This window comes from Streptococcus vestibularis ATCC 49124 (assembly GCF_000188295.1).
In the GTDB taxonomy this organism is placed as follows: domain Bacteria; phylum Bacillota; class Bacilli; order Lactobacillales; family Streptococcaceae; genus Streptococcus; species Streptococcus vestibularis.
The window spans coordinates 399265-416452 of the sequence record NZ_GL831112.1 but is presented as its reverse complement, the minus strand read 5'-3'; the positions used below and the strand labels follow the sequence as shown (position 1 = coordinate 416452).

Here is a 17188-nt window from a genome sequence, read left to right as displayed (position 1 = left end):
ATCACCCTTATTCCGGATAACAAAGCCGTTTTTCTTTTCGCTTGAGGTACGGTGTGGGCGTTTGTTGCCACGATTTTCGAAGTCACGGCTATTCTTCTTAGACTTGCGTTTAAAGTCACGACGGCCACCGTCTCGGTCATCGCGGTTACGGTCGCCACGGTATCCACCACCACGACGGCTGTTATCACGACCACGGTTGCCACGGCCACCTTTGCCCCCTTTACCACCAAAGCCACCACCTGATGGTTTGAATGGCAATGGTTTTTCACGGGCAATTTCCACTTCTGGCATCATCCCTGGGTCTTGAACGGTCAAGCTCAAGATGTAAAGTGCCAATTCTTCAGGTGTGAATTCTTGAGCCAATTTAACCGCATCACCCTTGAACTTGTCAAAGTTAGAACGGATAGCTTCATCCGCAAAGTCACGTTCGATTTTCTTAAGGGCAACTTTCTTCTTAGCTTGGAAGGCTTCTTGAGCTGTTGGTGGCTTAAGACCTTTCATGCGTTTCTTCGTCAAGTTTTCAATGATACTGAGGTAACCCATTTCGTTTGGTGCTACGAAAGTAATGGATTGACCTGATTGGCCTGCACGACCTGTACGTCCAATACGGTGAACATAGCTTTCTGGGTCTTGTGGAATATCGTAGTTATAGACGTGAGTAACACCTGAGATGTCAAGACCACGCGCTGCAACGTCTGTCGCAACCAAGATATCGATTTGGTCGTTCTTGAAGTCACGGATAACACGAAGACGCTTGTTTTGGTCAAGGTCACCGTGGATACCTTCTGCACGGAAACCACGAAGTTTCAAACCACGTGTCAACTCATCCACACGACGTTTGGTACGACCAAAGACAATTGACAATTCTGGTTGGTCAACGTCCATAAGGCGAGTCATAGTATCAAACTTCTCTTGTTCCTTCACTCGGATAAAGTATTGGTCAACGTTAACATTGGTCAATTCTTTAGCCTTGATTTTCACATGCTCAGGGTCTTTCATGAACTGAACACCAATACGTTTGATGGCATCAGGCATAGTTGCTGAGAAGAGAAGAGTTTGACGTTCTTCTGGCACTCGGCTAATGATAGCTTCAATGTCTTCAAGGAAGCCCATGTTAAGCATTTCATCAGCTTCATCCAAAATCAAAGTCTCGATATTATTGAGTTTAAGAGCCTTACGTTTGATAAGGTCAAGGAGACGACCTGGTGTCCCTACAACAATGTGGGCACCTGAACGAAGGGCCTTAATTTGTTTTTCAATGCTAGAACCACCGTAGACTGAGCGAACCTTAACGCCTTTGTCACGACCAAAACGGAAAAGCTCTTCTTGAGATTGCACTGCCAACTCACGTGTTGGGGCAATAACAAGGGCTTGGATTGTATTTTCTTCTGTACGAATTTTATCTAGGGTAGGCAGACCAAAGGCAGCTGTTTTACCAGTACCAGTTTGGGCCTGACCGATAACATCCTTACCTTCAAGAGCGAGTGGAATCGTCAACTCTTGGATAGGTGATGGCTTTTCAAAACCGGCAGCTACAACAGCTGATTGGATGTCTTCTGATAGGTTTAAATCTGTAAATTTCAAAATATTCTTCTTTCTATTGAAGGTAGTGCGAAGCCACCTTATGAGACTTGGTTGTGTGGTATGTTAACTACCTGTATTTAATAGTCGTTAATTTAACAACTTATCTAGTCTATCATATTTAAGAATAAAAAGACAGTGAATAACGTTTTAAAACCGCCTCCAATTTGAGAAGACGGTTTCACTCACTAATTATTATTTATGGACCAACCAACGCAAGTAGCGGGCCAAGACCAAACAAAGAATGGCACTACCAAAAATGATGAAAATCCAGGCTGGACTGACAGTCATAAAAGGTAGAGGAACATTCATCCCAAAGAAACCGGTAATGACGGCGAGAACTCCCAATAGTACCTCAATAATAGTCAAATTACTCAAGTTGTTGTTCAGATTGTTGTTTAGGATATTATTATAAGAACCTGATAGTTGCTGTAAGACCTTAGAAATGAGGTCCGTCATGGCAACCAACTGCCTAGCTTCAATCATGGCATCATCAAACTGCTCTTTTTCGACCTCATTGAGACGACGATAAATGGCATGCCCCTTAATATGTTCCAAAAGGAGACGGTTTTGTGTAGCTGCAGCCACCAAATAGACCATGCCTGTTTCCAAATCTGAAAGGTCGTACAGATTCTTACTTGTCGTGGTCTGCCTTAGGCGTCGACTAACCTCATCTTTTTGCTGATCCAAGCGTTCAATAACGGGATAATAGGCATTTGAAATCATCTCAAGTCCTGCAAAGAGCAACTTGTAAATGGACAAATCCTCATGGTTATCCACATAGTCTTGCATTTTGCTTATCACATAAGCATTATCCTCGTTACTAATAGTCACCAAACGCGTATCTTGTACAATAAAGGTCAGAGGGATAGTTTCATAGTATTCCTTGTCCTTTTCAAGCGCCAGAACATTATAGATAAAGGTGATTGTCCCAGTCTCACGGTTGTAGTCCATGTGAGCTCGTTCATTTTTATCCAAAGCATACTCTATGGTTTCCTGATCAATATCATACTTGGTATAAAGGTAGGATTGCTCAGAAATAATGTCTGAGTCAATATTAATCCAGTGACGCTTATAACTCAGTTCTTTTTCAATAAACATTTTTCTTCCTCATTACTCTAGCACTGCTGCTGCCAAAGCTTGTTGGATTTCAAAAACATTATTATCACTCTTAAATTGAAGTACCTCTGCGGGCTCCAGTGCTGATGAAATCCAAATCTTAAGTTCAGCATCTAGGTCAAAGTGCCCAGAACTTTCTACAGTAAAACGAGAGATTGAGTGATAAGGGATAGATTTATAGGAAGTCTTCTTTCCTGTAACACCTTGCTTATCGACTAAAATCAAGCGCTTCTCTGTAAAGACAATCAAGTCACGAACAAGGACATAGGCTAACTCCACCTGTTCACCTGGAATCAAGATGTTCTCCAATTGACGTTCAACCTTGCCATTATCTTTCTTAGACGCATTGCCAAGCAATCCTGAAAAAATTCCCATAGTTTTTCTCCTTTTTTTACTTAAAGATAGTTCTTGCTTTAACTATACCACAATTTTAAGATTTCAGACACTTGCAGAAATGGGTTTCTGGTAGTACAATAAAAGGGTCACAAGAGGAGCAATTGCTGAGAATGGCTAGCTTGAATCTTTTCTTCAAGACTTGCCTAAACTCTTACCACCTGATCAGGTTAGAACCTGCGTAGGGATGTGTCTCAAAATAGATTGAAATAGGAGAACTTCTATGACGTCGTTTTGATGTGGCAAAAAATAGCCAATCAAGACGATTGGTATAGGAGGTTTTTTTATGTCGAAAACAAGTATTCGACCAATGATTGAGGTTGCACTCTTTGCAACTATTGCTTATATCCTGGACCTAGTTACCCAGCCTATGTCACTAGGCCCTTGGATTTCCCTTTCCTTTAAGATGGTACCTATCTTTCTCCTCAGTTTTCGCTGGGGCTCAAAAGCTGGTGCTATGGGCGGTCTTATCTGGGGGCTACTTCAAGTGGTGACAGGACAGGCAGCCGGTGGTTGGCTAACCTTAACACAAGGTTTTCTGGAGTATTTTGTCGCCTTTAGTCTTATTGGTATCAGTGGTATTGTCAAACCAGCCCTTGATAAAGCCATTATACAAGGGAAAAAGCTCAAGTCTCTGACGGTGATTACTGAGGGGATTCTGCTTGGTAGCTTTGCTCGTTACTTCATTCACTTTATAGCTGGTGTCATCTTTTGGGGGAGCTATGCTCCTAAAGGACAAAGCCCTTATCTCTATTCATTCATTGTCAATAGCTCATCTTTCCTAGGAGAAACATTGGCAAGCCTTATTGTTTTCTTCGCCCTGCAACGATTCCTAGGCAGATTACTCAATACGGAAAAATAAAAGAAACCATAGGACAGTCTTAATTGGCAGTCCTATGGTTTTTCTTGTTTTAATAAGATATTACGACATAAAGTCAGACGGCTAGCTAGCCACAAGATAGTGGCTAGCGTCAAAAGATGAACGATTTAAAATCGTCATCTTTTGTGCTGTATTACATCTTCTCTTCCAATGTCACATCTGGGTATTTGTCCGCAAACCAACGAAGGGCAAAGTCATTTTCAAATAGGAAGACTGGTTGGTCAAAGCGGTCTTTGGCCAAGATGTTTCGGCTTGATGACATGCGTTCATCAAGGTCCTCAGGTTGAATCCAACGCACGGTCTTTTTACCCATTGGTGTCATAACGACTTCAGCATTGTATTCGTTTTCCATACGGTGCTTGAAGACTTCAAACTGAAGTTGACCAACGGCACCAAGCATGTATTCACCTGTTTGGTAATTGGTGTAGAGCTGGATGGCTCCTTCTTGCACCAATTGTTCAATTCCTTTGTGGAAAGACTTCTGTTTCATGACGTTTTTAGCAGAAACTTTCATGAACAACTCTGGCGTAAAGGTTGGTAGGGGCTCAAATTCAAATTTGTTTTTACCTACGGTAAGGGTATCACCAACCTGGTAAGTTCCTGTATCGTAAACCCCGATAATATCTCCAGCCACGGCATTTTCGACATTTTCACGGGACTCAGCCATAAACTGAGTGACGTTAGAGAGCTTAGCTCCTTTACCTGTACGGGTTAGGTTTACACTCATACCACGCTCGAATTCACCAGACACGATACGAACAAAGGCAATACGGTCACGGTGACGTGGGTCCATGTTGGCTTGAATTTTGAAAACAAAACCTGAGAAATCCTTATTAAGAGGATCAATCTCATCGCCATCCACCGTCTTGTGGCCATGTGGTTCTGGCGCGAATTTGAGGAAGGTATCGAGGAAGGTTTGAACTCCAAAGTTTGTAAGGGCAGAACCGAAGAAGACAGGTGTTAATTCACCAGCTAAAATAGCTTCTTCAGAGAATTCATTTCCTGCTTCTGTCAGGAGTTCGATATCTTCTTTAGCTTGCTCATAGAATGGGTTGTTGGCAAATAGAGTATCACCATCTTCAATCTTGGCAAAGCGCTCGTCACCTTTATAGAGCTCCAAGCGTTCGTTATAAAGGTCGTAAAGTCCTTCGAAGGCTTTACCCATACCGATAGGCCAGTTCATTGGGTAGCTGGCAATACCAAGCACTTCTTCCAACTCTTCCAAGAGGTCAAGTGGCTCACGTCCATCACGGTCCAATTTGTTCATGAAGGTGAAGACAGGAATACCACGGTGTTTGACAACTTCGAAAAGCTTTTTGGTTTGGGCCTCAATACCTTTGGCTGAGTCAACGACCATTACAGCAGCATCAACCGCCATAAGGGTACGGTAGGTGTCTTCTGAGAAGTCCTCATGCCCTGGAGTATCAAGGATATTGACACGTTTGCCGGCATAGTCAAACTGCATCACAGATGAGGTTACTGAGATACCACGTTGTTTCTCGATATCCATCCAGTCTGACTTGGCAAAGTTTCCAGTCTTCTTACCTTTTACGGTACCAGCTTCACGGATTTCACCCCCAAAGTAAAGCAATTGTTCAGTTATTGTTGTTTTACCAGCATCGGGGTGAGAGATGATGGCAAAAGTACGGCGTTTCTTAATTTCGTCTTGAATGCTCATAGTTTTCTTTCTTCTTTAAAAAAATAATCTTATTGGAAAGCAAGATAGTTGTAGCACTTCTTTCAGAAAATTTCTGTCTTGTGAGAGCTACATTTGTTGTCGAGGCTTGCAATAATTCTCGCAGGCACAGCTCTTTTATTATATCCAAATTACAGTGTGAAAGCAATTCTGAAAGCGTTTTGTGTTAGAATAAAACAAATAAAATGAAAAAATACGCTATCAACTTTCTGATAGCGTGTTTCTTCATTTATTTAATATTTCTCTTCAAAACGCTCCAGACCTTTTTTCATGATTATCATGAGAAAAATCAGAGCTCCTGAAACAGCAAAGTATTTGACAAATAAGGGAGTTCCTATAATAAATGGCGTGTGTTTAAGCATGCCATAGTTTCCACCGATTGTCTGATTAACTATTACAAGACCTAGATTCAGTATCAAGGTAGCCACCATAATCAGTCGTTGGCTGACGGGTTGGGTTTTATAACTGTTAAAAATGACATTCAGGCTATTGACAAGTAGGGCATAGTGACCAATTAGTAAAGAAAAGCCTGTGATATGTGGAAACTCATAGGGATCAAATACTGGATAAATCAATGCACAGTAAGTCCCGACAACTCCCATAATAGCGAAATAACTCTTTATTCTACTATTTTTCAGGAGGAGAACAGCAAACATGGCCATGCGACAATGGTAAAGGGGTAGACTAATGTAAAGTGGAAAGCCCTGCCAGAGGTACCAGGTATAAAGGGCAAAGAGTTGAATGGCTTGGATAGTGAGAAAGGTCCAACGCCATATCTTATTCTTATACCAACGCCAGCTCAAGTAACTCAAAAGCACCATCGCCAAAAGCATTAGTAAATAATAGGGCAACGGTATCTGGGGTGGATGAGTTTGGGTGGTTGTCAAAAAATCCTTCATTCTCTTCTCCTGCTGAGATTACTATGCCTGCTATTATATCAAATTTCAGGGTAAATCAAAAACCTGCTTCAGAGAGCAGGTTAGATAACTTAATTCTTAGCTTGGAGTTCTTCCACGACCTTAGCTAGGTTCATAGAGTTAGAGCCCTTGAGCAAGATTTGATCGTGCTCGCCTAGGCTTTCCTTGATGTGCTTAACCATAGCGTCAAATTGGTCTTCATCAGCTGTTTTCTTAAAATAATAAACATGACCAAGCGGGAATATTTGACTGGCAAGTTGTGACAATTCTGCAATGTCTTCACCGTAGAAAATCACCGTATCAATAGCATCTGGTGTCAGGCTTAGAATCATCTGCGTGTGAAGTTGAACAGACTGTTCACCAAGTTCTTTCATATCAGCTAGGACAGCGATTTTCTTGCCTCCTTCATTCTTAGGAATAGCTGAGAAGGTTTCCAAAATGAGCTTCATGGCTGTTGGATTAGCATTGTAGACGTCGGAAAGAATATCAGCACCATTGGCTGCTTTTTTCCATTCAGTACGGTTTTTTGTGAGCTGCAAGTTAGCAAGAGCTGAGAGAATATTTTCCTCAGTTACACCCAAGTGTTTGGCGACATAGGCAGCAACCATGGCATTTGTAGCATTGTATTTTCCAGTGACTGGCAAGGTAACTTGTCCGTCTAGGAAGTTTGTTGAAAAGGTGAGATGGTCCTTGAATTCTGTCAACTCAGAGACTGTAAGCTCTGCACCATCCCCAAAGCGTACCACTTCAAGATTGCTTGGCAAGAAAGGATCAACGATTGGATCACTTGGTACAAGTAAGAGACTACCATCAGGCATACCGTCTTGCATTTGCATTTTACCTTGAGCAATCTTGTCACGACTACCGAAGAATTCCAAATGAGCCTCTCCGATTAAGGTAACAACAGCTGTTTTTGGCTTCGCCAAGGTTGACAAGAGGTGAATGTCTCCCATGTGGTCTTGCCCCATCTCAAGGACGATTTTCTCCGTATCATCAGGCATGTGAAGAGCTGTATAAGGAAGACCAATCTCATTGTTGTAATTGCCTTGGGTTTTGTAAGTACGATAGGTTGTGGCCAAGATATCATGAATCATGTCCTTGGTGGTTGTCTTACCGTTAGAACCAGTCACCGCAATAACGTCAACACCGGTCTTTTCAAGATAGTAGGCAGCTAGTTTTTGGAAGGCTTCAAGAGCATCATCAACTAGGATGTGAGCTTGATCAGCTGGCAGGTCTTTTTCTGTGAATGTTGCTAGAGCACCATTCTCAAAGGCTGTTTGGATAAAATCATGTCCATCACGCGCACCTTTTAGTGGCAAAAAGAGGTCACCCGCTGTAATTTTACGGCTATCAAACTCAATTTGGTTTATGGCGACATCTTCATAGGCAGCGACATCATTTTTAGAGCCAACAATCTTGGCAATTTCATGGAGTGTCAGTTTCATCTTAAAATCCTCTATAATATTTTTTACAAGTCTGGCAAGAAGTAAGATTTTCTTGCCTGCAATCACTCCCAATTATATCACAAATCAGGCCAGCTTTTGCTTGGGAGATGAATTTGTTACAATGGTTGATGAAAGGATTAGGCATGACAAAGAAAAAATCAATCAGTCCCTCTAACAAAGAGAAAGACAGAAGAAGTGACTGCCAAAGTATTGAAGAACCTAAAAGCTGGCGCTTTAATTGGAGAAAGGTAGTTCTACTAGAGCCAACATCTGGATTGATCATCTTATTAATACTAGCACTGCTATATGGTGGTTTTTATTATTACCATCATTATACAGTCAACAAAGATAATATTTATGGTCTCTGGCAGTCTGATCATCATCAGTTAGCGATTTCCTATAAGCATATTCGAAAACGAGGAAATATCGACTGGCAGGTCGTACAGGATGGTAAGGATATTATCTATGCTGCTAGAACTCGCCCGGTCAAGCGGCTTAATGACGGAACTCTTCACATGGAGCTCTACACTGTGGAAGGTTACCTGACAGACCTCCCCACTAAGGATGGTTTCAGCTATATGGATTTCTATCTTCGTAAAAACAATTATCTTACCTATGATGGTGAGTCCTACAAACGAATAGACTCCGGAAACAGGTCCATCACTTGGAAAGATGGTTCCACCAGCCCTTATGGTCAACGGAAAACCACTATAGATGAAGTTCTTGAAGCCTTCTATTTGATACTTATGGGTATTTGTTCATTTCTTATCGTGATAGGAGGCTCGGCAAAAGAGGAGAGAAAAGCTAAGTGAGACACCAAAGAAAAAGAAAATACGCTGACCGAAAGAAACTCAACCGAAAGTATCATTCACAAAAAGCATATCGGAAACAACAGAAACACAAAACTGGATGTCGAGCACGTTGGGATAAATTTACATACCGTTTAGCTAACATTTTTGGGGGATGTTTCCTAATCATCTTACCTATATTCATTATCTATGTTATTTTCTTTGATCATAACGTTTATAAAGACAGTATCTATGGCCTTTGGCAATCTGAAAGCCATCAGCTCGCTATATCCTACGAAGGAGGTTACAAGTCAGGTAAGCGCAATTGGGAGATTGTTCAAGATGGAAATGTCCTCATCAAAAATGCACGCGTTGATGATATTAAACGCTTAGAGGATGGGACCCTCTACATTGAAGTTTATGCCGAGGAGCGCCTACTTTCAAACCTCCCCACAAAGCACGGCTATAACTATTTGAATATGTATGTACGGAAGGATCATTATTTGACTTATAATGATGAGTCCTACAAACGGATTGATGATGAAGACAAAAGCATTACCTGGAAAGACGGTTCAAAATCCCCCTATGGTCAACGAAAGACCTTACTTGATCGTCTGAAACCTTATATCGTATTTGGAATGTTTGGAGGCTTGTTTATATATGTCCTTTTCGTTGAATGGAAGATTAAAAGAAACTATAAAAACAAGTAAAACCACCCCTGCTTCTAGTTAACCTAGATAGCCACGAGGTGGTTTACTTGTTTTATTCTTTTTAAGCAAGACTTCCCCTTAGAGAGGAGTTAGTCTTATTTCACTTCGCCACCTTCAACGACGAGATCGTCAGCATTTGCTGCATCACCGTAAGTTGGGTGAAGTGTTTTTTCATAATCTTTGTGGAAAAAATTCTCTTCGCCAAGTTTCTTAATGTCTTTATTGATAAAGTCAAGGAGTTCTTTGTTACCTTTTTGAACGGCTGGGGCAATGGTGTCTGGGTCACCAAGTGATGTGATTCCAACTTCGTAACCTTTATTTTCTAGAGCCCAAGCAAGAACTTCTGTATTATCAGTCGAGAAGGCATCGCCACGACCATCTAGTAGGGCTTGGTAAGCATCGCTATATTGGTCATATTTTTGCAATTTGATATTTGGGTAGTTCTTTTCAAAGTAAGTTTCAGCAGTTGTCCCCTTAGTAACAATCAAAGTCTTACCTTCAAGCTCTTTAACGTCCTTAATCACCTTGTCTTTAGGTGACACCACACCGATTGAGACTTTCATGTAAGGAAGGGCGAAGTCCACTTGTTTCTTACGTTCATCAGTCACTGTGAAGTTGGCAAGCGTAATATCTACCTTGTTTGAAATCAAGAATTCGGCACGGTTAGCCGCATCTACTGAGACGTATTTAGGTTTAACACCCAAGTCCTTGGCCAAACGGTTACCAAGTTCAATATCGTAACCTTGGTAAGCACCCTTGTTATCTACATAACCGAAAGGTTTCTTGTCCGCAAAAACGGCGATACGGAGTTCACCACTCTTCTTAATTTCTTCGATCGTACGTGCTTTGGCTGTTGATTTACCAGAGCTACTGTTACTTGAGCAAGCAGTCACTGCCACCAAGGCAAAGACGAGGGCTAATAGGGCAAAAATTTTCTTTGTTAATTTCATAAATATCTCCTAAAATAATTTATTTTCACTAAAAACAATGGGTTACAAATAGGCACCAAACTGGCTGAAGTCAAAGACATTGAGGAACTCTTGAGCCCGTTGTGTCTTTGGATGATTGAAGAATTCTTCAGCAGTACCTTCCTCAGCGATGACTCCCTTATCCATAAAGATAATACGGTCAGCGATGGCACGCGCAAACTGAAGCTCATGGGTGACAATCAACATGGTACGGCCTTCTTGAGCGAGGTCGTTAATCAATTCCAGAACCTCACGAACCATCTCAGGGTCAAGCGAAGCCGTCACTTCGTCAAAGAGGATAACTTCAGGATGCATAAGCAGGGAACGGACAATTGCCACACGCTGCTTTTGACCACCTGACAGTTGTCGTGCGAAGCTATGCTTCTTGTCAAGAAGCCCCACACGGTCCAAAAGTTTCTCAGCCTCCGCAATGACTTCTTCCTTGTTACGCCCTTGAGCTTTGACTGGCCCAAAAATCAGATTTTGCAGGATGTCCAAGTGTGGAAAGAGGTCATAACTTTGAAAGACCATTCCGATTTTCTGACGAATCAGATGAAAATCCTTCTTGCTACCAGTGATAGACTTGCCATCTAGGAGAATATCCCCTCCTTGAATAGTCTCCAAGCCATTGATGCAACGTAGCAAGGTCGATTTCCCACAGCCTGAGGAACCCAGGATAACAACGACTTCACCTTGTTTAACATCCAAGGAGATGCCTTTGAGAATCTCATTGTCCCCAAAGGACTTTTTCAAATCCTTGATTTGTAAAATGCTTTCTGTCATCTTAATTCCTCCAACGATTTTCAAGATAAGTAGACAGCTTAGATACTGGGAAACAAATGGCAAAATAAAGAATCAAAATCGTGCCATAAATCCAGAAAGAAGCTGTTGGAATAGTCAGGCGATTACTGTCGATAATCTGCTGACCAACCTTGGTCACCTCAACTACGCCAATCAAAACCACCAAGGACGTAGTTTTAATCATACGTGTCACCAGGTTAATAGCCTGAGGCAACAAGCGACGCAAGACTTGTGGAATAATCACATAGGTATAGAGTTGGCCATTGGTTAGACCAAGGGTCCTTCCACTCTCAAACTGATGTCTAGGTAGTGACGTGATTGACCCACGCACCAAATCACCCATCTCAGCCGTTCCCCAAAGGGTAAAGACGATAATAGCCGATAACTCGCCTGAGATATTGATGTTAAAGTTCCTAGCCAGACCAAAGTAGACTATAAAGAGCAAGACTAGTTGAGGCATGATTCGGATAAATTCCAGATAAATACGTGACAACAGCCGAACAATCTTAGACTTCGAAGTCATGACAATCCCAAAAAGGGTTCCTAGTAAAAGGGAAAGAAGCACCGAAACGATGGAAATTCCAATAGTTACGCCTAAACCTTGTAAGATACGTAGGAAATTATTCCCCTGAAGAAGAACCTGAAAGCCCGAATCCTGCATAGCGTAACCTCCTTTCAATCCAACTAAAGACTAGAGAAATCGGCAGCAACATTAAGAGATAAGCCACCACCAACATGCCTAGAGCCACATCGGTTTCGTAGTAAAGACCAATCAAATCTTTGGCAACATACATCAAATCCGCCAAGGCTACCGCTGAGAATACTGATGTTTCCTTAATAAGGAAAATGACGTTAGCACTGAATGACGGCAACGCCACAGCCACTGCCTGGGGAAGGACCACATAGCGAAAGACTTGAAATGGCGTCAAGCCTATAGACAGGCCCACTTCATGCTGGGTCTGACTAACGGCCTCTAGACCACTTCGGAAGGACTCCGCCATATAAGAACCACCCAAGAAAATCAAACCCACCACAGCACAAGCCTCTGATGATAAAACCAAACCTATACGAGGCAAACCAAAGTAGAGAAAGAAGAGTTGAATCAAGAGCGGCGTATTACGAGATAGCTCAATATAAGCCGTCGAAAGCTGACTCAAAACCGGTACTCGGTAATGACGAATAACACTCACCACCAGGCCCAAAAGGAAGGAACCAAAAATCCCCAGAACGGCAATATGTAAAGTTAAAAAGAATGCCTTCTGATAAAAGGGCAAATACTGTTGAACAATGGACCAATCCAAAACCTACCTCCTCAAAACAAGATACAAAAGGCGTAGAAAATTCCGTGAGCATTCACTGCCATCTACTTCTAGCCCTTTGACTTCACTCGCCTCTGATAATCATTGCGATACGCAAATCGTCATCAAAAACGAACGAATTGCTTTATTTCATTTGAAACGTTAGATTTATTCTACCATCTGTTAGATTATTTGGATAATATGTATTTTTTATCAGCGTGATAAAGAAAAGATATAAATAAAATCTAGATTTCTGTAAAGAAAAAAACACCTCAGTCTCAGAGATTTCTCCAAGACTAAGATGTCTGTCATCTAAATCATAGTGCTTAAATCAAATGGCTTTCACGTTTGTCGAACATTTCTTGTCCCAAGGCTACCAATTCCTTGATAAGATCTGAGTAAGAAAGTCCCATATTTTCCCAAAGTAGTGGGTACATTGACCATTGAGTGAAACCTGGCATTGTATTGAGCTCGTTAAGATAAATGGCTCCATCCTCTGTCAGGAAGAAATCACAGCGGGCAAGACCGCAACCACCTAGGGCACGGAAGGCCTTGGCCGCATAGGCACGCATTTGCGCCATGACTTCTGCAGGAACGTGAGCTGGAATATCCATGGTAATCTTATTGTCGATGTACTTGGCTTGGTAATCATAGAAAGCCACGTCTTTGACCACTTCACCTGGATCAGTTGTTTTGACAGTCGTATTGCCAAGGATACCAACTTCGATCTCACGGGCAACCACACCTTGCTCAATCAAGATACGACTATCATATTTGAGAGCTAGATCAATCGCCGCACGAAGCTCTGCTTCATTTTCAGCTTTAGAAATCCCAACAGATGACCCCATGTTAGCTGGTTTTACGAAAACTGGGAAGGTCAATTTTTCAAGCGTCTCTGCTACTGCTGATTCCAAATCTTCACCCTCGATGAAGACTGTGTAGGCAACCTGAGGCACACCAGCAACTTCAAGAATATGCTTGGTCATAATCTTGTCCATAGCCACACTTGAAGAAAGAACATTAGTACCCACGTATGGCAACTTGAGGGTTTCGAGGAAACCTTGGATAGATCCATCCTCACCCATAGGACCATGAAGAACTGGGAATACCACAGCGCCTTCCTCATAAATATCGCTTGGTTTGATAGCCTGACTAGCCACAACTGTGTCATTAGTCATAAGCTTCTCATCATCACCTGGAGTTTCTGTAAATTCTTGTGTTTTGATAAAATCACCAGACTGAGTGATAAAGTAGGTTTTAACCTCAAATGCGCTGTAATCCACCGCACGCATAACACTCTCAGCTGAGAGCACAGACACTTCTCGTTCTGCTGAACGTCCACCGTAAAGAAGGATAAGGGTTTGTTTAGACATAGGTATACCGTTTTCTTTTCTTGATTTTCTAGTCTCAGTTTTGAGAACATAATTATCTTAATCATATCACAAAAGGAAGGGATTTTCAAAAAGATTATGGGTAGAAAAAAACAGCCTAAGTGCTGTTTCAATCCTGTCTTAAATTTCGTCACCAAGTTCGAACTTAGTGCCTTTGAGGGCACGTTTGAGAGACCACTTCCATGGTTTACCTTCGATAGTGACTTGTTTGTTTTCAAGGTCAACTTGAACCTTGTCTACGCCTTTGACAGCAGAGAGTTTTTCGGTAACGGTGTTGACACAGCCTTGGCATTTCATTCCTGTGATGTTATATGTTTTTGTCATTTTTCTTTCTTCCTTTTCTTTAATTATTTTTTTGATACACACCTTAAGTGCTGGTCATTATAAGTAACTGACGCTTAGACTTTGCGGTGTTTGAGACGCAGAGCATTGAGGACGACTGAGACAGAGCTAAAGCTCATGGCAAGTCCTGCTATCATTGGGTCAAGGAGAGGACCTCCAAAGAGGTGGAGGACACCCATAGCTACTGGGATAGACAAGATATTGTAGATAAAGGCCCAAAAGAGATTCTCTTTAATCGTTGTGATAGTCGCCTGACTAATTTTCAGAGCCTTAACGACATCCATGAGGTTGGGTTTCATAAGGACCATATCGGCACTTTCCATAGCAATATCTGTTCCTGATCCCATAGCAATACCGATATCGGCTGTCGCAAGGGCTGGAGCATCATTGATACCATCACCAACCATGATGACTGATTTCCCTTCTGCCTGAAGGTCGCTAATCACCCTAGATTTCTCTTGCGGAAGCACTTGACTGATAACACGCTTGATGCCAACCTTTTGAGCGATGGCTTGGGCTGTTTGGTCATTATCCCCAGTCAACATGATGACTTCCTTGCCCATTTGATGAAGGGCCACCACCATATCTGCACTATCTGCTTTAACCTGATCGGCTACACCAAAGAGTCCGATTAACTTACCATCTTCAGCTAGGAAAATAGGAGTTTGACCATCGGCCGTCAAGCTTTGGAAATCAGCTTGTGCTGAAGTCAAGTCGACTTTTTCCTCAGCCATAAGTGTTTGATTTCCAGCTAAATAAGTCTTGCCTGCATAGCTGGCAGTAAGACCTCGTCCAGTCAAACTTGAAAAGTTATCCATCTCTAACAAGTCCAAGTTAGCATTTTCTGCTGCCACAAGGATAGCTTGACCTAATGGGTGTTCAGACTTAGCTTCCAAGGATGCCAAAAGCTGCAAAGCTACTCCACTATTGCCATAGGTATAGCTAGAAACCAACTGAGGTTTACCCTGAGTAATAGTCCCTGTCTTGTCAAAAACGAGGACATCAGCCTTGTGAGCTAGCTCGAGCACATCCCCACGCTTGTAGAGAATACCGTGTTCGGCACCAAGGCCTGTACCAACCATGATAGCTGTCGGTGTCGCAAGGCCCAAAGCACATGGACAAGCAATAACCAAGACACTAACTGCTACTGTCATGGCAAAAGTAAAGGTTTGTCCCATGACAAAGTACCAAAAGAGACCTGAAACAAGTGCGATAGCCATGACAACAGGAACAAAGACCGCTGACACTTGATCGGCAATCTTGGCAATCGGTGCCTTGGTTTGTTGGGCATCCTCAACCAATTTAATGATTTGGGAAAGCAAGGTGTCCTTACCAATTTTTTCAGCCTCATAAATCAAGCTACCTTGACCATTAATAGAACCTGCAAAAACTGGCTTACCAGCAGTTTTTTCAATAGGGAGTGACTCCCCTGTAAGCATACTCTCATCAATCGCGGAGCTACCAGAAATCACCTGACCATCCACGGCTATCTTTTCCCCAGGTTTGACCACAATATGGTCACCCAGAACAACCTTATCCACAGGAAGTTTGACTTCTTTACCATCTCTAAGGACGGTTGCCTCCTTGGCTGACAAGTGCATGAGTTTCTTGATAGCATCTGAAGTCCGACCTTTAGAGAGGGTTTCAAAATACTTACCTAGAGTAATCAAGGTCAAAATAACAGCCACTGACTCGAAATAAAGCTGGTGAGCGTGATGGGCATGCCCCAATGAAATATGGTAAGTACCATAGAGACTATAAAGAAAGGCTGCCGATGTTGCCAAGGCTACCAAGGCATCCATGTTAGGATGACCCTTGGCCAAGGTACGAAAACCATTGCTATAGAAGGAACGACCCAACCACATGACTGGAACTGTCAAAACTAGCAGCACCAAGGCATAAGTCAAGGCTGCATGGTGAGGAGACAAGAAGTTTGGCACAGGTAGACCGACCATTGGTCCCATAGCTAGATAAAAGAGAGGAATGGTGAAGACAGATGACCAAATGAGGCGCTCACGCACCTTGTGAATCTTGTCTTCTTCACGTTCTTCTTGACTTTTAGCTGTATCTGGATTGTAAACTTCTGCTTCATAACCAGCGTCAGCCACAGCTTTTTCAATCGCTTCTGGACTAACCTTATCCCCAGCATAATCCACAGACATTTTTTCCGTGGTCAGATTAACCACAGCATTGTCCACACCATCCAACTTATTAACAGCATTTTCAACATTGGCCACACAGGACGCACAGGTCATCCCATTAACCACAAAAGTTTCTTTTGCCATTTCCTATATCACCTCCATATGATGCCCACAAGCGCATTGACCAGGCACACAGTCACAAACCACCTGATCCACAGGTTCTTTTGCTGCAAGCAAGGCCTGTAACTTATCCACATCGGCCTGGGTCATCGGCGTCTTTGCCATGAGTTGACCCAACAAATCGCTATGTTTGGTCAAACAAATCTTGTCAAAAACAGCTTCTAAAGCCTGAAAATTCGCCTCATCTTCCCCCAAGATAGCTTGATAGATAAACCCTCGTCCTTGACGCTGACTAGTTAGGTACCCCTTGTCCGCCAAACGTCCAAGCAAGGTCTTTACTGTCGAAGCCGACCAGTCTAGCTTCTTAGATAGAATCGCTATAATCTCTGAAGAAGTCGCTTGTCCCTTAGCCCAGAGCACTCGCATGACTTCCCATTCCGCAGATGAAATTGTCAGCATGATAGTTCCTTTCTGAATGTTATTATTTGTTTACGTTTGTAGATTTATTTTAACGCTATTCTAGAATGGCGTCAAGGGTTTTATCTACATTTGTAGATTTATTTTTGATGAAAAATACTCCCCATTTCTGGAGAGTATC

General features: G+C 42.3%; 16 protein-coding genes, 1 pseudogene and 1 riboswitch. Of the genes and pseudogenes, 3 read left to right on the top strand and 14 right to left on the bottom strand.

The window, feature by feature from the left end; translation table 11 throughout:
• The 3 genes from cshA to HMPREF9425_RS02195 form a co-directional block, all read right to left on the bottom strand.
• Positions 1-1584, bottom strand: a 1584-nt coding sequence (gene cshA / locus HMPREF9425_RS02205; RefSeq protein WP_003096416.1) for a degradosome RNA helicase CshA, incomplete at its 3' end; no start/stop codon positions are given.
• A gap of 192 nt (positions 1585-1776) precedes the next feature.
• Entirely contained in the window at positions 1777-2682 is a 906-nt protein-coding gene (locus HMPREF9425_RS02200) for a magnesium transporter CorA family protein (protein WP_003096414.1), read from the bottom strand.
• 12 nt (positions 2683-2694) lie between these two features.
• Complete coding sequence (locus HMPREF9425_RS02195) at positions 2695-3075, bottom strand: PH domain-containing protein (RefSeq protein WP_003094759.1); 381 nt, start codon at positions 3073-3075, stop codon at positions 2695-2697.
• Between the two features lie 102 nt (positions 3076-3177).
• A riboswitch (TPP riboswitch) is annotated at positions 3178-3298 on the top strand.
• An 81-nt stretch (positions 3299-3379) separates the two neighbouring features.
• Here HMPREF9425_RS02195 and thiT point away from each other — a divergent pair.
• Positions 3380-3955 (top strand): energy-coupled thiamine transporter ThiT, encoded by a 576-nt coding sequence (gene thiT / locus HMPREF9425_RS02190; protein ID WP_003093515.1) that lies wholly within the window; start codon positions 3380-3382, stop codon positions 3953-3955.
• Between the two features lie 151 nt (positions 3956-4106).
• Here thiT and HMPREF9425_RS02185 read toward each other — a convergent pair whose 3' ends face one another.
• The 3 genes from HMPREF9425_RS02185 to HMPREF9425_RS02175 form a co-directional block, all read right to left on the bottom strand.
• Complete coding sequence (locus HMPREF9425_RS02185) at positions 4107-5651, bottom strand: peptide chain release factor 3 (protein WP_002884210.1); 1545 nt, start codon at positions 5649-5651, stop codon at positions 4107-4109.
• Between the two features lie 251 nt (positions 5652-5902).
• Positions 5903-6568: a YwaF family protein gene (locus tag HMPREF9425_RS02180; RefSeq protein WP_003096412.1), complete on the bottom strand. Its 666-nt coding sequence runs from the start codon at positions 6566-6568 to the stop codon at positions 5903-5905.
• An 89-nt stretch (positions 6569-6657) separates the two neighbouring features.
• Positions 6658-8031: a UDP-N-acetylmuramoyl-tripeptide--D-alanyl-D-alanine ligase gene (locus HMPREF9425_RS02175; RefSeq protein ID WP_037621339.1), complete on the bottom strand. Its 1374-nt coding sequence runs from the start codon at positions 8029-8031 to the stop codon at positions 6658-6660.
• Positions 8032-8174: 143 nt separating this feature from the next.
• Between HMPREF9425_RS02175 and HMPREF9425_RS02170 the strand changes: the two are divergent.
• A pseudogene (locus tag HMPREF9425_RS02170) lies at positions 8175-8871 on the top strand (hypothetical protein).
• Positions 8840-9529: a hypothetical protein gene (locus tag HMPREF9425_RS02165; protein WP_003096393.1), complete on the top strand. Its 690-nt coding sequence runs from the start codon at positions 8840-8842 to the stop codon at positions 9527-9529. Before HMPREF9425_RS02170 ends, HMPREF9425_RS02165 begins: the two are co-directional and overlap by 32 nt.
• A gap of 95 nt (positions 9530-9624) precedes the next feature.
• Here HMPREF9425_RS02165 and HMPREF9425_RS02160 read toward each other — a convergent pair whose 3' ends face one another.
• The 8 genes from HMPREF9425_RS02160 to HMPREF9425_RS02125 form a co-directional block, all read right to left on the bottom strand.
• Entirely contained in the window at positions 9625-10479 is an 855-nt protein-coding gene (locus HMPREF9425_RS02160) for a cysteine ABC transporter substrate-binding protein (protein WP_003094464.1), read from the bottom strand.
• Between the two features lie 42 nt (positions 10480-10521).
• On the bottom strand, positions 10522-11280 hold the full coding sequence (locus tag HMPREF9425_RS02155) for an amino acid ABC transporter ATP-binding protein (RefSeq protein ID WP_037621335.1): 759 nt from the start codon (positions 11278-11280) through the stop codon (positions 10522-10524).
• A 1-nt stretch (position 11281) separates the two neighbouring features.
• On the bottom strand, positions 11282-11959 hold the full coding sequence (locus tag HMPREF9425_RS02150) for an amino acid ABC transporter permease (RefSeq protein WP_003096385.1): 678 nt from the start codon (positions 11957-11959) through the stop codon (positions 11282-11284).
• Positions 11919-12599, bottom strand: a complete 681-nt coding sequence (locus HMPREF9425_RS02145; protein WP_003094028.1) for an amino acid ABC transporter permease — start codon at positions 12597-12599, stop codon at positions 11919-11921. The genes HMPREF9425_RS02150 and HMPREF9425_RS02145 overlap by 41 nt, the downstream gene beginning before the upstream one ends.
• A gap of 323 nt (positions 12600-12922) precedes the next feature.
• The gene (locus tag HMPREF9425_RS02140) at positions 12923-13969 is read right to left on the bottom strand and encodes a D-alanine--D-alanine ligase (protein ID WP_003096381.1); all 1047 of its coding nucleotides are present in this window, start codon (positions 13967-13969) and stop codon (positions 12923-12925) included.
• Between the two features lie 138 nt (positions 13970-14107).
• Positions 14108-14311 (bottom strand): copper chaperone CopZ, encoded by a 204-nt coding sequence (gene copZ / locus HMPREF9425_RS02135; RefSeq protein WP_002891592.1) that lies wholly within the window; start codon positions 14309-14311, stop codon positions 14108-14110.
• A 74-nt stretch (positions 14312-14385) separates the two neighbouring features.
• Entirely contained in the window at positions 14386-16614 is a 2229-nt protein-coding gene (locus HMPREF9425_RS02130) for a heavy metal translocating P-type ATPase (protein WP_003096376.1), read from the bottom strand.
• A gap of 3 nt (positions 16615-16617) precedes the next feature.
• Positions 16618-17049: a CopY/TcrY family copper transport repressor gene (locus HMPREF9425_RS02125; RefSeq protein WP_003096374.1), complete on the bottom strand. Its 432-nt coding sequence runs from the start codon at positions 17047-17049 to the stop codon at positions 16618-16620.
• Positions 17050-17188: the final 139 nt, after the last annotated feature.